The sequence below is a fragment of the Reyranella sp. genome (assembly GCF_044224635.1).
GTDB lineage: Bacteria > Pseudomonadota > Alphaproteobacteria > Reyranellales > Reyranellaceae > Reyranella.
This window is the reverse complement of record NZ_JBGAKA010000086.1, coordinates 1-17446: the sequence shown is the minus strand read 5'-3', so window position 1 is coordinate 17446 and position 17446 is coordinate 1. Positions and strand designations below refer to the sequence as shown.

The 17446-nt window shown below is 69.2% G+C and carries 17 protein-coding genes and 1 pseudogene; 9 read left to right on the top strand and 9 right to left on the bottom strand.

From position 1 onward, the window contains the following. From ACILR9_RS37570 to mdoH, 3 genes and pseudogenes are all read right to left on the bottom strand, one after another. Positions 1–437 (bottom strand): annotated as a pseudogene (locus ACILR9_RS37570) (hypothetical protein); the annotation flags it as partial. Between the two features lie 43 nt (positions 438–480). Next, complete coding sequence (locus tag ACILR9_RS37565) at positions 481–1221, bottom strand: FkbM family methyltransferase (protein ID WP_395715120.1); 741 nt, start codon at positions 1219–1221, stop codon at positions 481–483. Between the two features lie 3 nt (positions 1222–1224). Then, the gene (gene mdoH, locus ACILR9_RS37560) at positions 1225–3033 is read right to left on the bottom strand and encodes a glucans biosynthesis glucosyltransferase MdoH (RefSeq protein WP_395715119.1); all 1809 of its coding nucleotides are present in this window, start codon (positions 3031–3033) and stop codon (positions 1225–1227) included. A 32-nt stretch (positions 3034–3065) separates the two neighbouring features. Here mdoH and ACILR9_RS37555 point away from each other — a divergent pair, with 32 nt between their 5' ends. The 4 genes from ACILR9_RS37555 (at position 3066) to ACILR9_RS37540 (ending at position 6571) form a co-directional block, all read left to right on the top strand. Next, the gene (locus ACILR9_RS37555; RefSeq protein ID WP_395715118.1) at positions 3066–4097 is read left to right on the top strand and encodes a zinc-binding alcohol dehydrogenase; all 1032 of its coding nucleotides are present in this window, start codon (positions 3066–3068) and stop codon (positions 4095–4097) included. 193 nt (positions 4098–4290) lie between these two features. Next, positions 4291–4701, top strand: a complete 411-nt coding sequence (locus ACILR9_RS37550) for a 6-pyruvoyl trahydropterin synthase family protein (RefSeq protein ID WP_395715121.1) — start codon at positions 4291–4293, stop codon at positions 4699–4701. Continuing rightward, the gene (locus ACILR9_RS37545) at positions 4686–5738 is read left to right on the top strand and encodes a glycosyltransferase family 4 protein (protein ID WP_395715117.1); all 1053 of its coding nucleotides are present in this window, start codon (positions 4686–4688) and stop codon (positions 5736–5738) included. Before ACILR9_RS37550 ends, ACILR9_RS37545 begins: the two co-directional genes overlap by 16 nt. Further along, complete coding sequence (locus ACILR9_RS37540) at positions 5735–6571, top strand: hypothetical protein (RefSeq protein ID WP_395715116.1); 837 nt, start codon at positions 5735–5737, stop codon at positions 6569–6571. Before ACILR9_RS37545 ends, ACILR9_RS37540 begins: the two co-directional genes overlap by 4 nt. Here ACILR9_RS37540 and ACILR9_RS37535 read toward each other — a convergent pair. Continuing rightward, complete coding sequence (locus ACILR9_RS37535; protein WP_395715115.1) at positions 6487–7281, bottom strand: RibD family protein; 795 nt, start codon at positions 7279–7281, stop codon at positions 6487–6489. The two genes, ACILR9_RS37540 and ACILR9_RS37535, sit on opposite strands and share 85 nt — an antisense overlap. A 98-nt stretch (positions 7282–7379) precedes the next feature. On the opposite strand from ACILR9_RS37535, the gene ribA reads away from it, so the two are divergent. The 3 genes from ribA to ACILR9_RS37520 all read left to right on the top strand — a co-directional run bounded on the left by ribA (position 7380) and on the right by ACILR9_RS37520 (position 10086). Continuing rightward, positions 7380–8573 (top strand): GTP cyclohydrolase II RibA, encoded by a 1194-nt coding sequence (ribA, locus tag ACILR9_RS37530; RefSeq protein WP_395715114.1) that lies wholly within the window; start codon positions 7380–7382, stop codon positions 8571–8573. A 192-nt stretch (positions 8574–8765) separates the two neighbouring features. Continuing rightward, positions 8766–9302: a cytochrome b gene (locus ACILR9_RS37525; RefSeq protein ID WP_395715113.1), complete on the top strand. Its 537-nt coding sequence runs from the start codon at positions 8766–8768 to the stop codon at positions 9300–9302. Between the two features lie 4 nt (positions 9303–9306). Continuing rightward, the gene (locus ACILR9_RS37520; protein ID WP_395715112.1) at positions 9307–10086 is read left to right on the top strand and encodes a creatininase family protein; all 780 of its coding nucleotides are present in this window, start codon (positions 9307–9309) and stop codon (positions 10084–10086) included. A 231-nt stretch (positions 10087–10317) separates the two neighbouring features. Here the strand turns inward: ACILR9_RS37520 and ACILR9_RS37515 are convergent, their stop codons facing one another. Next, positions 10318–11304, bottom strand: a complete 987-nt coding sequence (locus tag ACILR9_RS37515) for a ketopantoate reductase family protein (protein WP_395715111.1) — start codon at positions 11302–11304, stop codon at positions 10318–10320. Positions 11305–11362: 58 nt separating this feature from the next. On the opposite strand from ACILR9_RS37515, the gene ACILR9_RS37510 reads away from it, so the two are divergent. Then, positions 11363–12418: an amidohydrolase family protein gene (locus tag ACILR9_RS37510; protein WP_395715110.1), complete on the top strand. Its 1056-nt coding sequence runs from the start codon at positions 11363–11365 to the stop codon at positions 12416–12418. 146 nt (positions 12419–12564) lie between these two features. Here the strand turns inward: ACILR9_RS37510 and ACILR9_RS37505 are convergent, their stop codons facing one another. The 4 genes from ACILR9_RS37505 to ACILR9_RS37490 form a co-directional block, all read right to left on the bottom strand. Then, the gene (locus ACILR9_RS37505; RefSeq protein ID WP_395715109.1) at positions 12565–13110 is read right to left on the bottom strand and encodes a hypothetical protein; all 546 of its coding nucleotides are present in this window, start codon (positions 13108–13110) and stop codon (positions 12565–12567) included. Continuing rightward, positions 13107–13961, bottom strand: coding sequence for a hypothetical protein (locus ACILR9_RS37500; protein WP_395715108.1), 855 nt, complete (start codon positions 13959–13961; stop codon positions 13107–13109). The genes ACILR9_RS37505 and ACILR9_RS37500 overlap by 4 nt, the downstream gene beginning before the upstream one ends. Positions 13962–13974: 13 nt before the next feature. Beyond that, a complete protein-coding gene (locus ACILR9_RS37495) occupies positions 13975–15339 on the bottom strand; it encodes a glutamate--cysteine ligase (protein ID WP_395715107.1) in 1365 nt (454 codons plus the stop codon). Between the two features lie 325 nt (positions 15340–15664). Beyond that, on the bottom strand, positions 15665–16453 hold the full coding sequence (locus tag ACILR9_RS37490; protein ID WP_395715106.1) for a 16S rRNA (uracil(1498)-N(3))-methyltransferase: 789 nt from the start codon (positions 16451–16453) through the stop codon (positions 15665–15667). A gap of 34 nt (positions 16454–16487) precedes the next feature. Between ACILR9_RS37490 and ubiA the strand changes: the two genes are divergently transcribed. Then, positions 16488–17411 carry a 4-hydroxybenzoate octaprenyltransferase gene (gene ubiA, locus ACILR9_RS37485; protein WP_395715105.1) on the top strand — a complete coding sequence of 308 codons (924 nt, stop codon included), beginning with the start codon at positions 16488–16490 and terminating at the stop codon, positions 17409–17411. Positions 17412–17446 lie beyond the last annotated feature (35 nt).

Genomic DNA, 17446 nt, shown 5'->3' with positions numbered 1-17446 from the left:
GCCCGCCAGTAGCCGTCGGCGGGATACAGCACCAGGACCTCCTCGGCGCGCTCCTGGAAGCGGGTCCAGAGCTGCAGGAGATGGAAGCCTGACTCGGTTCGTTGTCCGACGCGCACCGGGACGCTGTTCGGACGCCAGAAGTTCGGGAATGTCAGGCCGACGAGTTGCCAGTCTTCGGTCTCGTACAGCGTCTGGCGGCGGCGCTCGAACTTGTAGTCAGCACCGCCCGCCATCGTGCAGTTGGTGAAATCGGGCGCCCAGCGATCGGCGACGATGGTGCCGACATAGGCGGGATGCCGCGCCTCGATGCGAAAGCGGCGCACCTGCTCGGCCTGAAGCTTGAGGTAGACGTTGTCTTCCTCGGCGCAGCGCGTCGGCGTGCTGTCGTTGATGATCTCGACGGGCTGCTCGGTCTGGGCGGACGCGCGAGCGACCATGGCCAACGCCAAGCTCGCCGCCAACAGAGCGGTGATGGTCGCCCTACTCGCTCCGCGCATAGATGTCCCCGGAATTTGCCGCATGCGGCAGAATCGTGAGCCAGTCCGCGATCTCGGCGGCGCTGCGCCACGCATCGAGCTCCTGGCTTTCGCCGAGAGCCGCCGCGAAGCGCGCGTAGCCGAGAGCCGTGCAGCGCTCGACGGCGGCCAATCCGACGGCGCGCTGGATGGTCGTGAACTCGAACGACAGCGCCGCGACGCGGTGCGACAGGCCGGCGAGCGCTTCGGCCTCGAACCCCTCGATATCGAGCTTGATGAAGGACGGCACGCCATGCTCGCCGATCAGGGTATCGAGCGTGGTGACTGGAACCTTGAGCGATTGCGGCCAGGCTTGGCCTTCCCAGCCCGCGGCGCCACGGCTGGCGGCGATGAAGTCCGTCGACAGCGTGGAGATCGTGGGATTGTCGACGTTGATCATCATCGTCGCCGTGCCCGCCGTCCGGCCGACCGCGGACGGAACCAGCGTGATGGCCTCGTCGCGGCCGAACAGCGTCCGCAGCGTGCGATGCAACACCGGCTGCGGCTCGACGGCAACGACGCGGGCGCCGAGGCGGCGAAAGGTGCGGATACGGTCGCCGACATGGGCGCCGATATCGAACACCAGGTCGCCCGACCTGATGAACTGCCCGTACAGCGCCGCCATGGCGCGATGCCGGGCCGGATCGCCATGATAGATCCGCAAGGATCGCAGCACGCCGCGCGCGGCTCGGAGGTTCGGCAGCATGGCTCAGTCGTTTGCGGTCGACTGGACCGCCTTCAAGGCCGGCAGCTGCAAATGCGTCAGCCCTGCCGGCGGGCCCGTTTCCTCGGGCAGGCGGCCGATGCCGAGGCGCGCCAGCGCAAGCCCCAGCGAGGGACGCGCGGTGACGACGCAGATCGGGACCGACAGCACCAGCCCGCCCGCCAGCAGGATGATGACATAGGGCAGAGCGGCCGGCTGGGTCACCGCCAGCACGGCAAGGCAGGCCGCGCCGAGCAGGGTCTGCGGCCAGAGCTGCCGCAGGGCCGTCGACCAAGCGATCGAGTGGCCGTCGCGCATCTGGCCGATCCAGCCGATGGCACGGCCGAACGGCAGACCGGCGAGCAGCAACGTGTGCCCGACCCACATGATGGGCGAGAGCAACAGGAAGAATGTCGTCTCCACCGTGACGCTGGCCAGGAATCGGAACGTGCCGCCGAACCGGCGGCGCAGGCCCGACCGGCTCAGCACGTCGACGACCGTCGCGATCTTCGGTGCGAACCACATCACGAGGATCACGGCCAGCAGCGCCGCGCCATAATCGGGGTCGATGAAGGCAGCCGGCGACGGCGCCGCCGCCAGCGCCGCGGTCGACACCAGCAGGAGGCCGATCCAGGCCGGCGAGCCCGTGAACATCAGCATGGCGAAGAGGAGCTGGAAGCGGCTCGCGATCGGCAGGCCCGGCGTGCCGACAAAGAAGACGTACTGCAGCGTTCCCTGGCACCAGCGCTGATCGCGGCGGATGAACTCGATCAGGGTCGGCGGGTTTTCCTCCCAACCCAGATCCTCCTCGGCCAGCACGCGCACGTCGTAGCCGGCGCGCCGCATCAGGGCGGCCTCGATCTGGTCGTGGCTGAGGACATGGCCGCGCAGGATGCCCGTTCCGGGCAGCACCGGGATGGCGCAGTGCTGCCAGAACGGCGCAATGCGGATCACCGCGTTGTGCCCCCAGTACGGGCCACAGTCGGCCTGCCACCACGCGCTGCCGATCGTCCAGGAGCGCATGCCGAGACGCATCCCGAACTGGAAGATGCGGGCAAAGGCGCTGGTCGACGGCAGGCCGACAACCAGCCCCTGCAGGATGCCGAGCGTCGGATTGGCCTGGACGATTCCCACCATGCGCAGGATGGCCGCCGCGGTCATGTAGCTGTCGGCGTCGAGCGTCACCATGAGGTCGTGGTCGTCGCCCCATCGCTCGAGAAAGTCGCGGATGTTGCCGGCCTTGTAACCCGTGTTGGCTTCGCGCCGCCGATAGGTGAGCGGAAGGCGGCCGGCCCATTGGCGCGCCAGATCGCCGAACGCCGCCGCCTCGGCGGATGCGATGTCCGGCATGCTGGTGTCGCTCAGGACATAGACATGGAAGCGCTCGGCGCATCCGGCGGCCTCGATGTCGGCCATCATGGCGCCGAGGTTGCGCACCGTGCGGTCGGGCGGCTCGTTGCGCACGCACATCAGGATCGCGGTTGACGCGACGATCGCCGTTGGGGGAATCGCGCGGCCGGCCTGCGGCACGACATAGGTGCTGGGATCGCGGGCGAACCGCATGATGACGAAGCCGATTGCGGCGTTCCAGAAGCCGATGACGAGCCACGGCGTGGTCATGGCGAACAGCAGCAGCAGGACGAGATCGACCAGACCAAAACCTCCGGCCGACAAGGCGAAGCCGGCCAGGACGAGAAGCGCGCCAATGGATGCCGTCGCCAGGGCCGCGAAGACGAGCCGGCGCACGAGCACGGTCTGGTCGACAGGGGATTGCGCGCTCGCCAGGTCGGCCTGCTCGTCGAGCGTATGCGTCAAGCTGATGATCTCCCGAGAAGACCTATGATAGCTTGAAGCATGGCGTTTGGTATCACATCGCCTTGAGCCACAGGAGGGACGCCACGGGCGAGGAAGAACCAGGCCGAGCGCTCTGGTACGTCGAAGCCGGCCGGGCCGAGCTCCGCGACGAGCCGCTGGGCCAACGGAAGCCCGGCACGGTGCGGGTCCGCGCTCTGCATGGCGCAATCAGTCGCGGCACCGAATCCCTCGTCGCCAGCGGGCGCGTTCCGCCCTCCGAGTTCCAGCGCATGCGCGCGCCCTTCATGGCCGGGAGTTTTCCTTTCCCGGTGAAGTACGGCTATTCGACCGTCGGCGTGGTCGAGCACGGGCCGGCCGAGCTGCGCGGGCGGACGGTCTTCACGCTGCATCCGCACCAGACCCTGTTCGACGTGCCCGAGGCCGCGGCCGTTCCCGTGCCGGCGAACGTCCCGGCGAGCCGGGCCGTCCTGGGTGCCAACATGGAGACGACACTGAACGCCGTCTGGGATGCCGGCCCAGGCCCGTTTGAAAGCGTGGCCGTGGTCGGCGCCGGCGTGGTCGGCGCGCTGACGGGTTTCCTGCTGCGACAGTTCTCGGCTGCGAGCGTGACCCTCGTCGATATCGATCCCGGGCGGGGGCGCGTTGCTTCTGCCCTCGGCCTCGCGTTCGCGCCGCCGGCACAGGCGCCGTTGGACTGCGCGCTGGTCGTTCATGCCAGCGCAACGGGCGCGGGCCTTGCGACGGCGCTCGGCCTGGCGGCGGACGAGGCAACCATTCTCGAGCTCAGCTGGTACGGCAACACCCTCGTCCCGGTGCCGCTCGGCGGCGCCTTCCACAGCCGCCGGCTGCGGCTGGTGGCGAGCCAGGTCGGCATGGTGGCGCCATCGCATCGCCAGGAGTGGACCTACCGCCGCCGTCTGGAGAAGGCGCTCGGCCTGCTCGCCGACGATCGGCTCGACGTCCTGCTCGAGGCGCCGGTGGCGTTCGAGGACCTGCCGGCCCGACTGCCGGGCATCTTTGCTCCGGCGAGCGGCATCCTGTGCCAGCGGATCGACTATTCGTGAGAGTCTGTGGTTCTTGCGCCTCTACGCGAAGAATGTCTCAGCCTTCCTCCCCAGCTCCGCTGGGGAGGTGTCGCGTCATACGCGACGGAGGGGTCAAGAACCCCAGTCCCATTGCCTCATGACCCCTCCGCCCCGTAAGACGGGGCACCTCCCCAGCGACGCTGGGGAGGACTCATGATTGGAGAAGCGCCCCGTGCACTGCGTCGAAGTCCGCGACCACATCATGATCGCCCATTCCTTCAAGGGAGCGGTGTTCGGGCCGGCTCAGGCCCTGCATGGCGCGACCTTCGTGGTCGATGCCGCCTTCCTTGCCGAGACGCTCGATGAGAATGGCATCGTGATCGACATCGGTCGCGCCCACGAGGTCCTGAAATCGGTGCTGGGCCCCCTGACCTACAAGAACCTGGACGCAATTCCCGAGTTCGCCGGGAAGAACACCACGACCGAGTTCCTGACCAGGCACATCCACGACCGGCTCGCCGAGGCGGCCCGCGACGGCAGGCTCGGACGCGACGGCCGCCAGCTGAAGGCGATCCGCGTCACCATCTCCGAATCGCACGTGGCGCGGGCCTGGTACGAGGCGCCGTTGTGGCCAAGCGCGTAGCCTTCGCGATACCCGGCGACCTCGAGACGCGGACAGGGGGCTACGGCTACGACCGCCGCATCCTCTTCGAGTTGCGGCATGGGGGATGGCACGTCGACGTCGTAGGGCTGGGCGACGGCTTTCCCCTGCCGACTGACGAACAGGTGGCTGCAGCGTCCCGCCAGCTCATGCTCACGCCTGAGGGCCGGCCCATCATGATCGACGGATTGGCGTTCGGCGTGCTGCCCAAGGCTGCGGCGGCGCTGCGGGCGACTCGGCCGGTGGTGGCCCTGGTACATCATCCGCTGGCCTGCGAGACCGGCCTGACGCCGGACGTGGCCGCGCGGCTGCGCGAAAGCGAGCGTACCGCGCTCGCCGCCGCGCACAGGGTCATCGCCACCAGCGAGGCGACCGCGGAGTTGCTGGTCGATCAGTTCGACGTGCCTCGCGAAAGGCTCGAGGTGATTCCCCCCGGCACCGACCCGGTGCCGCAGGCGACGGGCAGCGACGGCGGCCGGCTTCGCCTGCTCTCGGTCGGCGCCATCGTTCCGCGCAAGGGCTTCGACATTCTGGTCGAAGCCCTGTCGACCATGACCGATCTCGACTGGCACCTCACCGTCGCAGGCGATCGCGGACGTGATCCAGCCACGGTCGAGTGTCTCGATGCCCTGATCACGCGGCATGGACTGGAAGAGAGGATCGCGAGCCTGGGCACGGTATCGCCGGAACATCTTGCCGGGCTCTACACCGGTGCGGACCTGTTCGTGCTGGCCTCCCACTTCGAGGGCTACGGCATGGCCTATGCCGAGGCGATCGCCCATGGGCTGCCGATCATCGGCACCACGGGCGGCGCGATCCCGCGAACGGTACCGATAACCGCAAGCAGGCTCGTGCCCCCCGGCGACGTCGCGGCCCTCGCGCAGGCGCTGCGGGATGTCCTGACGAACGCGCCGAGCCGGCGCGCGCTGGCGGCGGGCGCCCGTGCGGCGGCAGAGGCGCTGCCCACCTGGGCGCAGTCCGGCGAGGCCTTCGCGCGCCTGCTCGACGGCCTCACATGAGCTTTTCCGCCGAATGGCTGGCGCTGCGCGAGCCGTTCGACCGGCAGGCCCGGCACGCTGGCGCGATCCGGCGCACCGTCGCCACGCTGTCCGGCCGGCCGGCGGTCATGATCGTGGACTTGGCGTCTGGCACCGGCTCGACGCTTCGCGCCCTCGGCTCCCACCTGCCGATGCACCAGGCGTGGCGCCTGTTCGACAACGACCTCAGCCTGCTGGCGCGGGTACCGCCAGCTGCCAACGTGCACGTCCAGCCGCTCGATCTCGTGACCGATCTCGAAGCGGCGCTCGACGGGCCGGTCGATCTTGTCACGACCTCGGCCCTGCTCGACCTGGTCTCCGCCGACTGGCTGGAGCGGCTGGTGACGGAAGTCGCGGCGCGCCGACTGCCACTCTATGCCTCCCTGAGCTACGACGGTCGCGTCGAGTTCGCGCCGGTCGATCCGCGCGACGCGGCCGTCATCGCCGCTGTCAATTTACACCAGCGCCGCGACAAGGGATTCGGTCCGGCGCTCGGGCCGATAGCTGCCCGAACAGCGGCCGCGCACCTCGAGAAGGTCGGCTACGCCGTCGAGATGGGGGATGCCGACTGGGTGATTCGCGAGGCCGATCTGGTCATGCAGGAGGCCCTGCTGGCCGGCTGGGCCGTCGCCGCCAGCGAAACCGGCGAGATGCCGGCGGAGGCCGTTGCCGAGTGGCTGCTGAGCCGACGCGCCGCCCTGATGGCCAATCGCTCGCGCATCAGGGTCGGTCACGTCGACCTGCTCGCCGCGCCGAGCGATGCCCGTCGCGCCGACAGGTCGCAATCGAACAGCACCTCGTCGCCCAGCAGGTGAGCGTGGACCGGCAGGCGCAGCGCGTCGGTCATGCGGACGACAGGCGGCAGGTCGAGGCCCGGCAGTCCGGAGCCCAGGATGACCGGCGCGACCACGACATGCAGCCGGTCGAGACACCCGGCACCCAGGAAGCGCGACACGGTCCGGGCGCCGCCCTCGATCAGCACGCGCCGCAAGCCGCGCTGCGACAAGGCATCGAGGATCGCCTCCGGATCGAGATGAGTCGTCGATCCGGCCAGGGCGATCGCCTCGACATCGTTCGATGATTGCGACGACGCCCCTTCGAGGGTGATGACGATGCGACGCGAGCCATCCGCGGCAAAGACGCGCGCGCTCCCGCTCAGGGTCGCCCTGGGATCGAGCACCACCCGAGCCGGATTGGGACCGGCGACGCGGCGCACGGTGAGCTGCGGATCATCGGCGCGCACCGTGCCGGCGCCGACGACGACGGCATCGACGACGGCGCGCAGACGATGCAGATGATCGAGCCCCGCCGATCCGTTGATGTAGTGGGAATGGCCGGACAGCGTGGCAACGCGGCCGTCGAGCGTCTGACCGATCTGCCCGACCGCCACGGTTCCGGAGGGTGCGATTCCCCGCAACGGGCCGAACAGCGTCTCCCAGGGTTCCGGCAACACCTCGCCGGCCCGTATCCGCTGCGGCACATCGATCCACGACGCCACGGAGTCGGCGGCTCGACGTTCCATCATCCATGACCCTGCATCGCGTAATGATACCCGAAGCAGTGAGCTGCCACGCGGACCAGTAAAGTAAACGTGTACGGTGAGGTGTCGGACAGGTCTTAAGCTTGGCGGTCGAGCGTTCCAGCAAAGCCCGGACGGCGGTGAGTATGCATGACGGTAATGGTGGCAGGAACTCCTCGCCGACCGAGAGTCTCTTCGGAACCGGCGAGACGGTTGCGATCGGTCGGGGCCTGACGGAGTTGCGCGCCGGCCGACCCGTGATGATCGTCGGCGCCGATGGGGGCCGCGAGGCGACGTTGCTGATTTTGCCGGCGGAGAGGCTGCAGGCCGCGAGCCTCGGCGCCTTCGCCAAGGTCGTCGCCCCCAGCCGGCTGCGGCTGGTTCTCTCGGCAAGCCGGGCGCGCGCAATCGGCCGCGACATCGGCGAACCGCTGCGGCTCGAGCTGCCCGAGGCGATCGAGATGACCGCGATCCGTGACCTCGTCGAGGCCCCGGTCGTGATGGGCAGGCTTTGCGGGATGCCGGCGAGCGCTCTCGAGAAGGCCGGTGTGCGGTTGATGAAACTTGCCCAGTTGCTCCCGGCCCTGCTGGTGGCCGAGGTGCCCGCGGAACGGCTGCCTGGACTGTCGCGCCTGGCGGTCCAGATCCAGGCAAGCGCTGTCGACGGCTTCCGGGCAGACTCGATATCGTCCGTTGCCATCGCGAGCGAGGCGATCATCCCGCTCGAGTCCGGCGGCCGCGCCCGCTTCGTCGTGTTCCGCGACGGTCTCGGCGAGACCGCCACGGCCGTGATCGTTGGCAAGCCTGATCGATCACGTCCCGTGCCGGTGAGGATCCATTCCGCCTGCCTGACCGGCGACGTCTTCGGCTCACGGCGTTGCGATTGCGGCGAGCAGCTTCGCCTCGCGCTGGCGCGGTTGACGGAGATCGGTGGCGGCATCGTGCTCTACCTGTCGCAGGAAGGGCGTGGGCTCGGCCTTGCCAACAAGATGCGCGCCTACGCGCTGCAGGACACCGGGCTGGACACGATCGATGCCAACATGATGCTGGGCTTCGACGACGACGAGCGCGACTATGGGATCGCCGCCCGCATGCTGGACCTCCTGGGCTGCAGACAGGTCCTCCTGCTGACCAACAACCCGGCCAAGCTCGACGGGCTGGCACGCACCGGCATCGACCTCGCCGGCCGCGTGCCTCTCGAGGCGGCCATCAACGCCGACAACCGCCGCTACATGATGGCCAAGGCCGAACGTGCGGGACACCAGCTCGAGGCCTTGGCGGCAGATGGGGAGGACTAGGGCGCGCACCGCTGCGCCGTCAAGATATCGGCGTTCCCCGGAAGAACTCATCGCTGGGAGCGCGCCACTCCGATGGCGCTCATGGGACCTGTGATCGAGGTGGATGAACGCCATCGGAGTGGCGCGCTCCCAGCGAAAGAGTCTGCTTCTTGTTAGTGATGCGCTCCCAGCGCTTTGCCGTAGGAGGACCCCATGTCCGATCATGCCGAGGAATACACGGCGATCGCCCGACTGTTCCATTGGTCGACGGCAGCGCTGGTTCTCGTGATGATTCCCATCGGGATTGTCATGGCCAACGCCAACGTCGGGCCGGCGCAGGACACGCTCTATCACGTGCATCGATCGATCGGCGCCGTCCTGCTGCCGCTCGTGCTGGCGCGGCTCCTCTATCGGATGAATCATCCGCCGCCGCCGCTGCCGCCCAGCGTGCCGGCAGGCCAGCGCCGGATCGCGCACGTGGCCCACTGGACGCTCTACGGGCTGCTGTTGCTGCAGGCGATGGTCGGTTGGATCGCGACCTCGGCCTATCGCGCGCCCATCCTGGTGTTCTGGCTGTTCGAGCTGCCGCCGATCTGGCCTGTCGATCGCCCCTTCTCCGAGACCCTGTTTGCGGTTCACCGGGTGATCGGTTTCGCGTTGCTGATCCTGATCGTCCTCCATATCGGGGCAGCGCTGTTCCATCATGTCGTGCTGAAGGACGTCGTCCTTCGCCGCATGGTCAGGGGCTGAGTCGATGAAGAATCGCGTGCTCGGCAGCCTCACCTTCGAGGAGATCTCGCGCCTCGGCGAGCGTTCGGTTCTGGTGCTGCCGCTCGGCTCGATGGAGCAGCACGGGCCGCATCTGCCGCTCGATACCGATGCCATCCTGGCCGAGCGCCTGGCCGAGGCGATCACCACGCGCTTCGGCGATACGTTCGACCTGTGGCGGCTGCCGACACTGCCAATCGGCCTGTCGCGCGAGCACGCGTGGGCGGCCGGCACGCTGTCGCTGTCGATCACCGGGATGACGGCGTTCCTGCGCGAGCTGGCGCGCGAGATCGCGCGCGCTTTGCCGGCGCGCAACCTCATGATCGTCAACGGCCACGGCGGCAACCGCGGCATCCTCGAGGTGCTCGGCTACGAGCTCAAGGACGATTTTGGCCTGAACCTGTGCGCGCTGCATACCGGCGCCCTGATGAGCCCGGTGCCGGCGGCCGGCCTGCCGGAGATCCACGCCGGCAAGGACGAGACGTCACTCATGCTGGCCCTGGCGCCCGATCGGGTGCGCCGCGAGCACATCGCCAGTGCGACCAGGGCCGTGAGCGATGCCGACGTGCGCACCACCATCCTCGACTCGGGCGTGAGTTGGCCGTGGAGCAGCGGCGACCCGCGGATCGCCGATCGCGGCGTCATCGGCGACGTCTCCGGCGCCTCCGCCGAGCACGGCCGCATCATCCTGGACCGGATCCTCGACGCTGCGGGCGCAGCGCTGCAGCGGCTGCGCTCGAACCAGGAGCTGGCCCGGACGTCGTGATTCTGCGGCCGGCGCCGCCCGCCTATGAGGATGCGCTGGGGGCGCCACTTCAGTGGCGCAATCATCATTGATCACAGGAAGGACGCGCCCCTGGAGTGGCGCGCCCCCGGCGGTCATCTGCGAGCGCAGCGCCCCGGACCGCAAGATCATCCAGCCCGGACCGTAACGGGACGCACGGGACGCAGATTTCCGCCGATCGGGAACGGGCTACAGGCCGCTTCTGGAAACGCGCTACGCGCGGTACAGGCCCTTCGCTTCGGCCAGGGTGACGCACAGCGCTTCGATCGCGTCGAGGGTCGGCGTGTCGAGGCCGGCGCTGCGGGCGAAGGCGAGCGGCGCGCGCACGATCGCCTCGACCTCCATCGGCCGCCCGAGCTCGTAGTCCTGCAGGATCGACGGGCGGTGATCTGGATAGACGCGCCCGGGCCCGAAGCGCACCTCGGGATCGTCGTCGACCATGACGCCGTGCGCCGCAGCGATCGCCATCGCCTCGGCGTGGGCACGGCGCACCAGGCGGTTGACCGGCGGCGACGCCTGGATGGTGCTGGGCTGGGCCACGATCAGGCACACGGTCGAGCCGGTGAGGTTGGCCATCAGCTTGTGCCAGACGTCGTGGCGGATGTCGGTGGTCGGCGGCGAGGCAATACCGGCGGCCTTCAAGGTCTCGCGCAGCGCCAGGATGCGCGGGCTTTGTCGATCGTCGGTCTCGGCAACCCACAGCGTGTTGCGCTCGGGCGAGATGTTGCGCACCACGCCGGGCGCCATGACGTGGTTGGACGAGGTCACCACCGCGCCGACGGTCCGCTGCAGCCCGATCGCCTTGGCAAGCGCACCGCCCGGGTCGAGGCGCGACAGGTCGGGCGCCGGCGGGCGCGACGGCGCGAGGCCGTGCCCGTACCACCAGGGAATGCCGTTCTGCACGAAGGCGACCGGCGTGTCGGGGCCGAGCAGCGGCCCGATCGACTGGGCGAGCGCGTGCTGGCCTGACGCCTTCATGGTGACCAGCACGGCATCCTGTGGCCCGAGATCGGCCGGCCGGTCGGATGCCCGCACCCCGGCGACGATCGTCCTGTCGCCGGCATGGAGGACGAGACCGTTGGCGCGGATGGCTTCGAGATGCGTGCCGCGCACGACGACCGAGACGTCATTGCCGGCAGCGGCGAGCCGCGCCGCGAAGTTGCCGCCGATCGCGCCGGCCCCGTATACGCAAATCCGCATGGCTCCACTCTCCGCTCCTGCCGTACGCTCCTCTCCCCGAAGAACAGAGGAAACGACCATGGCCCAAGGGGAATATCGCGGACTGATCCACCGCAACAATGCCGATCTCGCACACTGGCTGGCGCGGCGCCCGAGCGAGGCTGCACTCGAGCCCGAGCTGCCGATCATCGATCCGCATCACCATCTCTGGCACACCGACGTGCGCGGGCTCTACTTCCTGCCCGAGCTGCTGGCCGATACCGGCGGCGGCCACAACATCGTCTCCACGGTGTTCCTCGAATGCCAGGCGATGTTCCGCGCCGACGGCCCGGAAGAGATGCGCCCCGTGGGCGAGGTCGAGTTCGTGAACGGCATCGCCGCGCAAAGCGCCTCGGGCCAATACGGCAAGACGCGCGTCGGCGAGGCGATCATCGGCTGGGCCGACCTGATGCTGGGCAGCCGCGTGCGCGCGGTGCTGGAAGCCGAGATCGCCGCCGGCGGCGGCCGCTTCCGTGGCGTGCGCTACGGCACCTCGTGGGATGCCAGCATCGTCGGCAAGCACGTGTCGCGGCCGATCCCGCAGCATCGCCTGCTCGATCCGAAGTTCCGCGAAGGCTTCGCCGAGCTGGGCAAGCTCGGTCTCACCTTCGATTCCTGGCACTTCCATCCGCAGCTGCCCGATCTGGTCGACCTGGCGCGCGCCTTCCCCGAGACGACGATCATCGTCGACCATGTCGGCGGCGTGCTGGGCGTCGGCCCCTATGCCGGCAAGTCGGCCGAGATCATGCCGGCCTGGCGCAAGAGCATCGGCCAGCTCGCAAGCTGTCCCAACGTCAACATCAAGCTCGGCGGCCTCGGCATGACCTCGTTCGGCTTCGGCTTCCACGAGCGCGACACGCCGCCCGGCTCGCAGGAGCTAGCCGACACCTGGCGGCCCTATGTCGAGCCGTGCATCGAGGCATTCGGCCCCGCGCGCTGCATGTTCGAAAGCAACTTCCCGCCCGACAAGCAGTCGTGCGGCTACACCGAGCTGTGGAACGCCTTCAAGCGCCTGACGTCGGCTGCCTCCGCCGACGAGAAGCGCGCCCTCTACAGCGGCACCGCCGCGCGCGTGTACCGGATGATCGCGCCGTGACCTTTTTCTCCTCCTCAGCTGTGCTGGGGAGGTGTCGCCGTCTTTCGGCGATGGAGGGGTCATGAGCCTCAGGGGGGCTTTCGACCCCTCCGTCCGCGATGACGCGGACACCTCCCCAGTAGAGCTGGGGAGGATAAGGCGAACGACTATTGCCTCGTCTGCGCCAGCCTCAGCGAATCGAGAAACCGCATCGCGGCGGCCTTGTTGGCGTCGTCGTTCTTGGCGGTGACGAGCAGGCGGTAGAGGCGGTCCTTGACGATGTAGGTGCGCATCATCACCACGGCGCCGCCCTGGTCCTCGATGTCGAGGGCGTAGCCGTCCCAGCCCTGCAGGGTGATCGGCTCGTCGCGCACGTACTTGAAGGTGGCGCGCGGGAACGCCTTCTCGGCCTCGCCGCGGCCGAGCTCGCGCGCCATCACCTTGGTGTCGCGCTCGGAGTACCAGCCGGCCTGGTAGTCGACATAGTCGAAGTCGAACATCTCGCCGTTGAGCTTGGAGGCCCAGCCGACACGCTCGCTGTCGTGGCCCTTCTCCTTCTCCGCGGCCTTCGATTCGGTGGCCGGCGCCGGCATCTCGACGCGAAAGCGCAGGTCGCGGCCGACGATGGTCTGCCAGTCTGCGGGTTGCGCCCGGCCGGCGCCGGAGACGACAGACACCATGGCGATCGTGCCCACGAACAGTCGACGCTTCATGGCTTCGGCACCAGATCCTCGCGGCCCGACCATTCCCAGGCGAGCCCGGTGCGCGAGATGCCGAGCAGCAGGCCGTGCAGTTCCTTGGGATGCACCCAGCCGCCGTCGGGATCGCTGGCCGGATCCGACCCGCGCGGCGTGTAGCGCGCGTTGGCCTCGAGCAGGCGGCCGCGCACCGCCGGCCAGTCGTGCACCTCGACGTAGCACATGTAGAGCGAGTCGCCGTGCTTCTTCACGAAGCGGCCCATCGCGTGCACCTCGTCGGTGGCCTGGCTGAGCTCGATGCGGTCGAGCCGGTTGGGCGGATCGAACAGGGTGAGCGTGCCGACGTAGCCGAAGCGCGGGCTGCCGATGGCGCTGAAGCGCGCCGGGTCGAGGCCGAACAGGCCGGCATAGACCGCGGCGACGCGGCGCCAGTCGCTCGCCAGCGTGTTGGTCGTCTCGTAGAGGAACGACACCGGCCCGACGCGTGGCCGGTAGGTGCTCTCGGAGATCACCAAGGGCAGGCCGAAGGTCGCGCCGGCGGCGAGGTAGAGCTGGCCGGCATCGCGATCGTAGGCGACGTCGAGCCCCTCCCAGCGCTTCACCATGCCGTCGAGGTCGGCGGTGCAGTAGCCGGCCGTCATCAGCCCTTCGCCTCGATGGCTGAGAAAATCCTGGGTCAGCCCGGCGCCATCGGGCTCGCACAGCTCGAACTCGCTTTCGCCGACCGCCAGGACGGTGCGACGGGCGGCGAGATGGCGGCTGTGGTCGCGCCGCGCCACCTCGGCGCCGAGCAGCAGGCCGAAGCGCTGCGCCGCCTTGGCGGCGTCGTGGACGGCGAGCTGCACGCGATCGCAGCGATCGAGCATAACAGACGATACCTCAGTAGGCGTGGTCGCGGAACAGCGGCGCGAAGGAACGCCCCCACTCGCCCTCCCACTTGGCCAGCAGCTCGTCGGCCGGCGCCAGGCCCGACGCCACCGCGCGGTCGAGCGGCGCCAGGTAGACCGTCTCGTCGTTGCCGTGGGCATCGAGCCGCTTGCGGGCGCGCAGACCGGCGTGGGCGATCTCGACCACCTCGCGCGCCCATTCGGCGAGGCTGCGATCGCGGAAGCGTGTCGCCAGGCCGCTGCGCGGCGTCTCACGGCGCAGGAAGTCGTGATCGGCGGTTGTCCAGTCCTTCACCAGGTCCCACGCGGCGTCGAGCGCCGTCGCGTCGTAGAGCAGGCCGACCCACAGGGCCGGCAAGGCGTTCAGCGCCGGCAATGGCCCTGAATCGGCGCCGCGCATCTCGAGGTAGCGCTTCAGCCGCACCTCGGGAAACGCCGTGGTCACGTGATCGGCCCAGTCGTTGATGGTGGGCAGCTCGCCCGGACGCGCCGGCAGCCTGCCCTTGAGGAAATCGCGGAAGCTCTGGCCGGAGGCGTCGATGTACTTGCCGTCGCGGTAGACGAAGTACATCGGCACGTCGAGCATGTAGTCGGCATAGCGCTCGAAGCCGAAACCGTCCTCGAACACGAAGGGCAGCATGCCGCAGCGGTCGGGATCGGTGTCGGTCCAGATGTGGCTGCGGTAGCTCTTGAAGCCGGAGGGCTTGCCCTCCTTGAAGGGCGAGATGGCGAACAGCGCCGTGGCGATCGGCTGCAGCGCCAGCGAGACGCGGAACTTCTTCACCATGTCGGCTTCGGAGTCGAAGTCGAGATTGGTCTGCACCGTACAGGTGCGCAGCATCATGTCGAGACCGAGCTTGCCCTTCTTGGGCATGTAGTCGCGCATGATGCGATAGCGCCCCTTGGGCATCCAGTGCATGTCCTCGCGCGTCCATTCCGGCGCGAAGCCCAGGCCAATGAAGGCGGCGCCGATCTCGCCCGCAACCGCCTTGACCTCGTCGATGTGCTGGCTGTTCTCGTCGGCCGTCTCGTGCAGGGTCTCGAGCGGCGCGCCGGAGAGCTCGAACTGGCCGCCCGGCTCGAGCGTGATGTTGGCCTTGCCGCGCTTCAGCGCGATCGGGTTGTTGCCTTCGACCATCGGCTCCCAGCCGAAACGGGTCAGGCCTTCGAGCATGGCGCGGATGCCATCCGGCCCGTCATAGGCGAGCGGCTTCAGGGTGGCGGCGTGGAAGCCGAACTTCTCGTGCTCGGTGCCCATGCGCCAATCGGCGGGCGGCTTGTTGCCGGCCGCGAAGTATTCGATCAGCTGGCGCCGATTTTCGATCGGCGTGCCGCCGCCGGACGGAGGTGCGGACATGCGCTCAGGACTCCCTCGTCACTCCACGACCAATTGCCAATCGGGAGCGGCGCGGCCGCATGAGCATTTCTCACGCGAGCACGCGACTGGTTCATGATGTTCAACAACCGGTCTCCCACGCCGGCAGGCCCAAACGCAAGCGGGTCATGGCTGGGAGCGCGCCACTCCGATGGCGCTCATATTCTTCGCCTCCCCAGCTTCGCTGGGGAGGTGCCCCGTCATACGGGGCGGAGGGGTCATGGGCCACAGTCCCGTTGCTCATGACCCCTCCGTCCGCGAAGACGCGGACACCTCCCCACGCAGAGCGTGGGGAGGAGAGTGAGTCTCACCCGCGCGTCTTGGCGGTGCGGTAGTCGACGGCGAGGCGCGGCGTCGGATGGCGCCAGTCGCCGACCAGCGCCTGCCAGCAGGTGAGGGCGGCGAGCGCCGCCGTATCGGCGCGCAGGATGCGCGTGCCCAGGCCGACTGCCATCACAGCCGGTGTGCGACGAAGCAGGGCGAGCTCTTGCTCGGCGAAGCCGCCCTCCGGCCCGACCAGGATGGCCCACGGCGCGGCGCGGCCCTCGTGATCGAGGCCGGCCAGCGCCTCGGCGATCGGCGGGCCGCCGCCGGTCTCGTCGCACATCAGCAGGCGCCGCCCGGCCGGCCACTGTGTCAGCAGTGTCGCGAGCTCGACCGGGGCGCGCACCTCGGGCACGGTGAGCCGCTCGGTCTGCTCGGCTGCCTCGATGGCGTTGTCGCGCAGGCGCTCGAGGTTGACCCGCTCGACGATGGTGTGTCGGGTCAGCACCGGCTGCAGGGCCGCGGCGCCGAGCTCGGTCGCCTTCTCGGCGATGTAGTCGATGCGGGCGCGCTTGACCGGCGCGAAGCAGAGCCAGACGTCGGGTTCGGGCTGCTGCTCGCGCAGCCGCTCGCCGATCAAAGCCACCGCCGCCTTCTTGCCACGCGCCTCGAAGGTGCCGCGCCATTCGCCGTCGCGGCCGTTGAACAGCCGCAGCGGCGCGCCGTCGGGCCGTCGCATGACGTGGCGCAGATAATGCAGCTGCGCCTCGCCGAGCGGCGCCTCGCCGCCCGTTACCAAGTCGGCCTCGACGTACAGCCGCGACACGCTCATGGAGTTCGCTTGCCCATGACGGCATGATGCCGCGATGAGCGCCGACCGGACAACCGGCTACACCGACATCAATCGCCAGCACTGGACGCTGCGCTACCTGCCGCCCTGGATGCGACCGTACGGGCGGCTGGCGCGCTGGGACCGGCCGATCGGCATCTGGCTGCTGCTGATGCCGTGCTGGTGGTCGGTGACCCTGGGCGCCGCGCCCGACTGGCTGCGGATCGCGGGCTGGATGGCGATCTTCGCCCTGGGCGCGCTAGCGGCGCGCGGCGCCGGCTGCACCTGGAACGACATCGTCGACCGCAAGGTCGATGCTCGGGTCGAGCGGACGCGCGGCCGGCCGCTGCCCTCCGGCGAGCTCAAGCTGCGCCAGGCGGTGGTCTGGATGGCCCTGCAGTCGCTGGTCGGCGCGGCGATCCTGTTCAAGTTCAACAAGTTCGCCGGCGCCGTGACGCTCGCTTCGATCGGGCTGGTGCTGATCTATCCGACCATGAAGCGCATCACCTCGTGGCCCCAGGTGGTGCTCGGGCTCGCCTTCAACTGGGGCGCGCTCGTGGGCTACGCCGCGGTCACCGGCACGCTGTCGTGGGCCACCGTGGCGCTCTACGTCGGCGGTGTCGCGTGGACGATGGTCTACGACACGATCTACGCCATGCAGGACCAGCGTGACGATGCCGTCGTCGGCGTGCTCTCGACGGCCCGGCGCTTTGCGGCGGCGCCCCGCAGCTGGCTCACCCTGTTCGCGGTGCTGGCGGTGGCGGCGTGGGCGGCGGCCGGCCTGCTGGCCAGGCTCGGCCCCGGCTACTTCATCGTGCTGGCCGCGATCGCCGCGCACTTCGCCTGGCAGGTCGTCTTCCTGAAACCGCACGACCCGGCCGACTGCCTTGCCAAGTTCAAGGCCAATGGCTGGCTGGGCCTCCTGCTGGTCGTGGCGATCGTGGCGGGTCACCTGGCATGAGGACGCACGTCGCCGCCCACGACAGAGTTGTCATC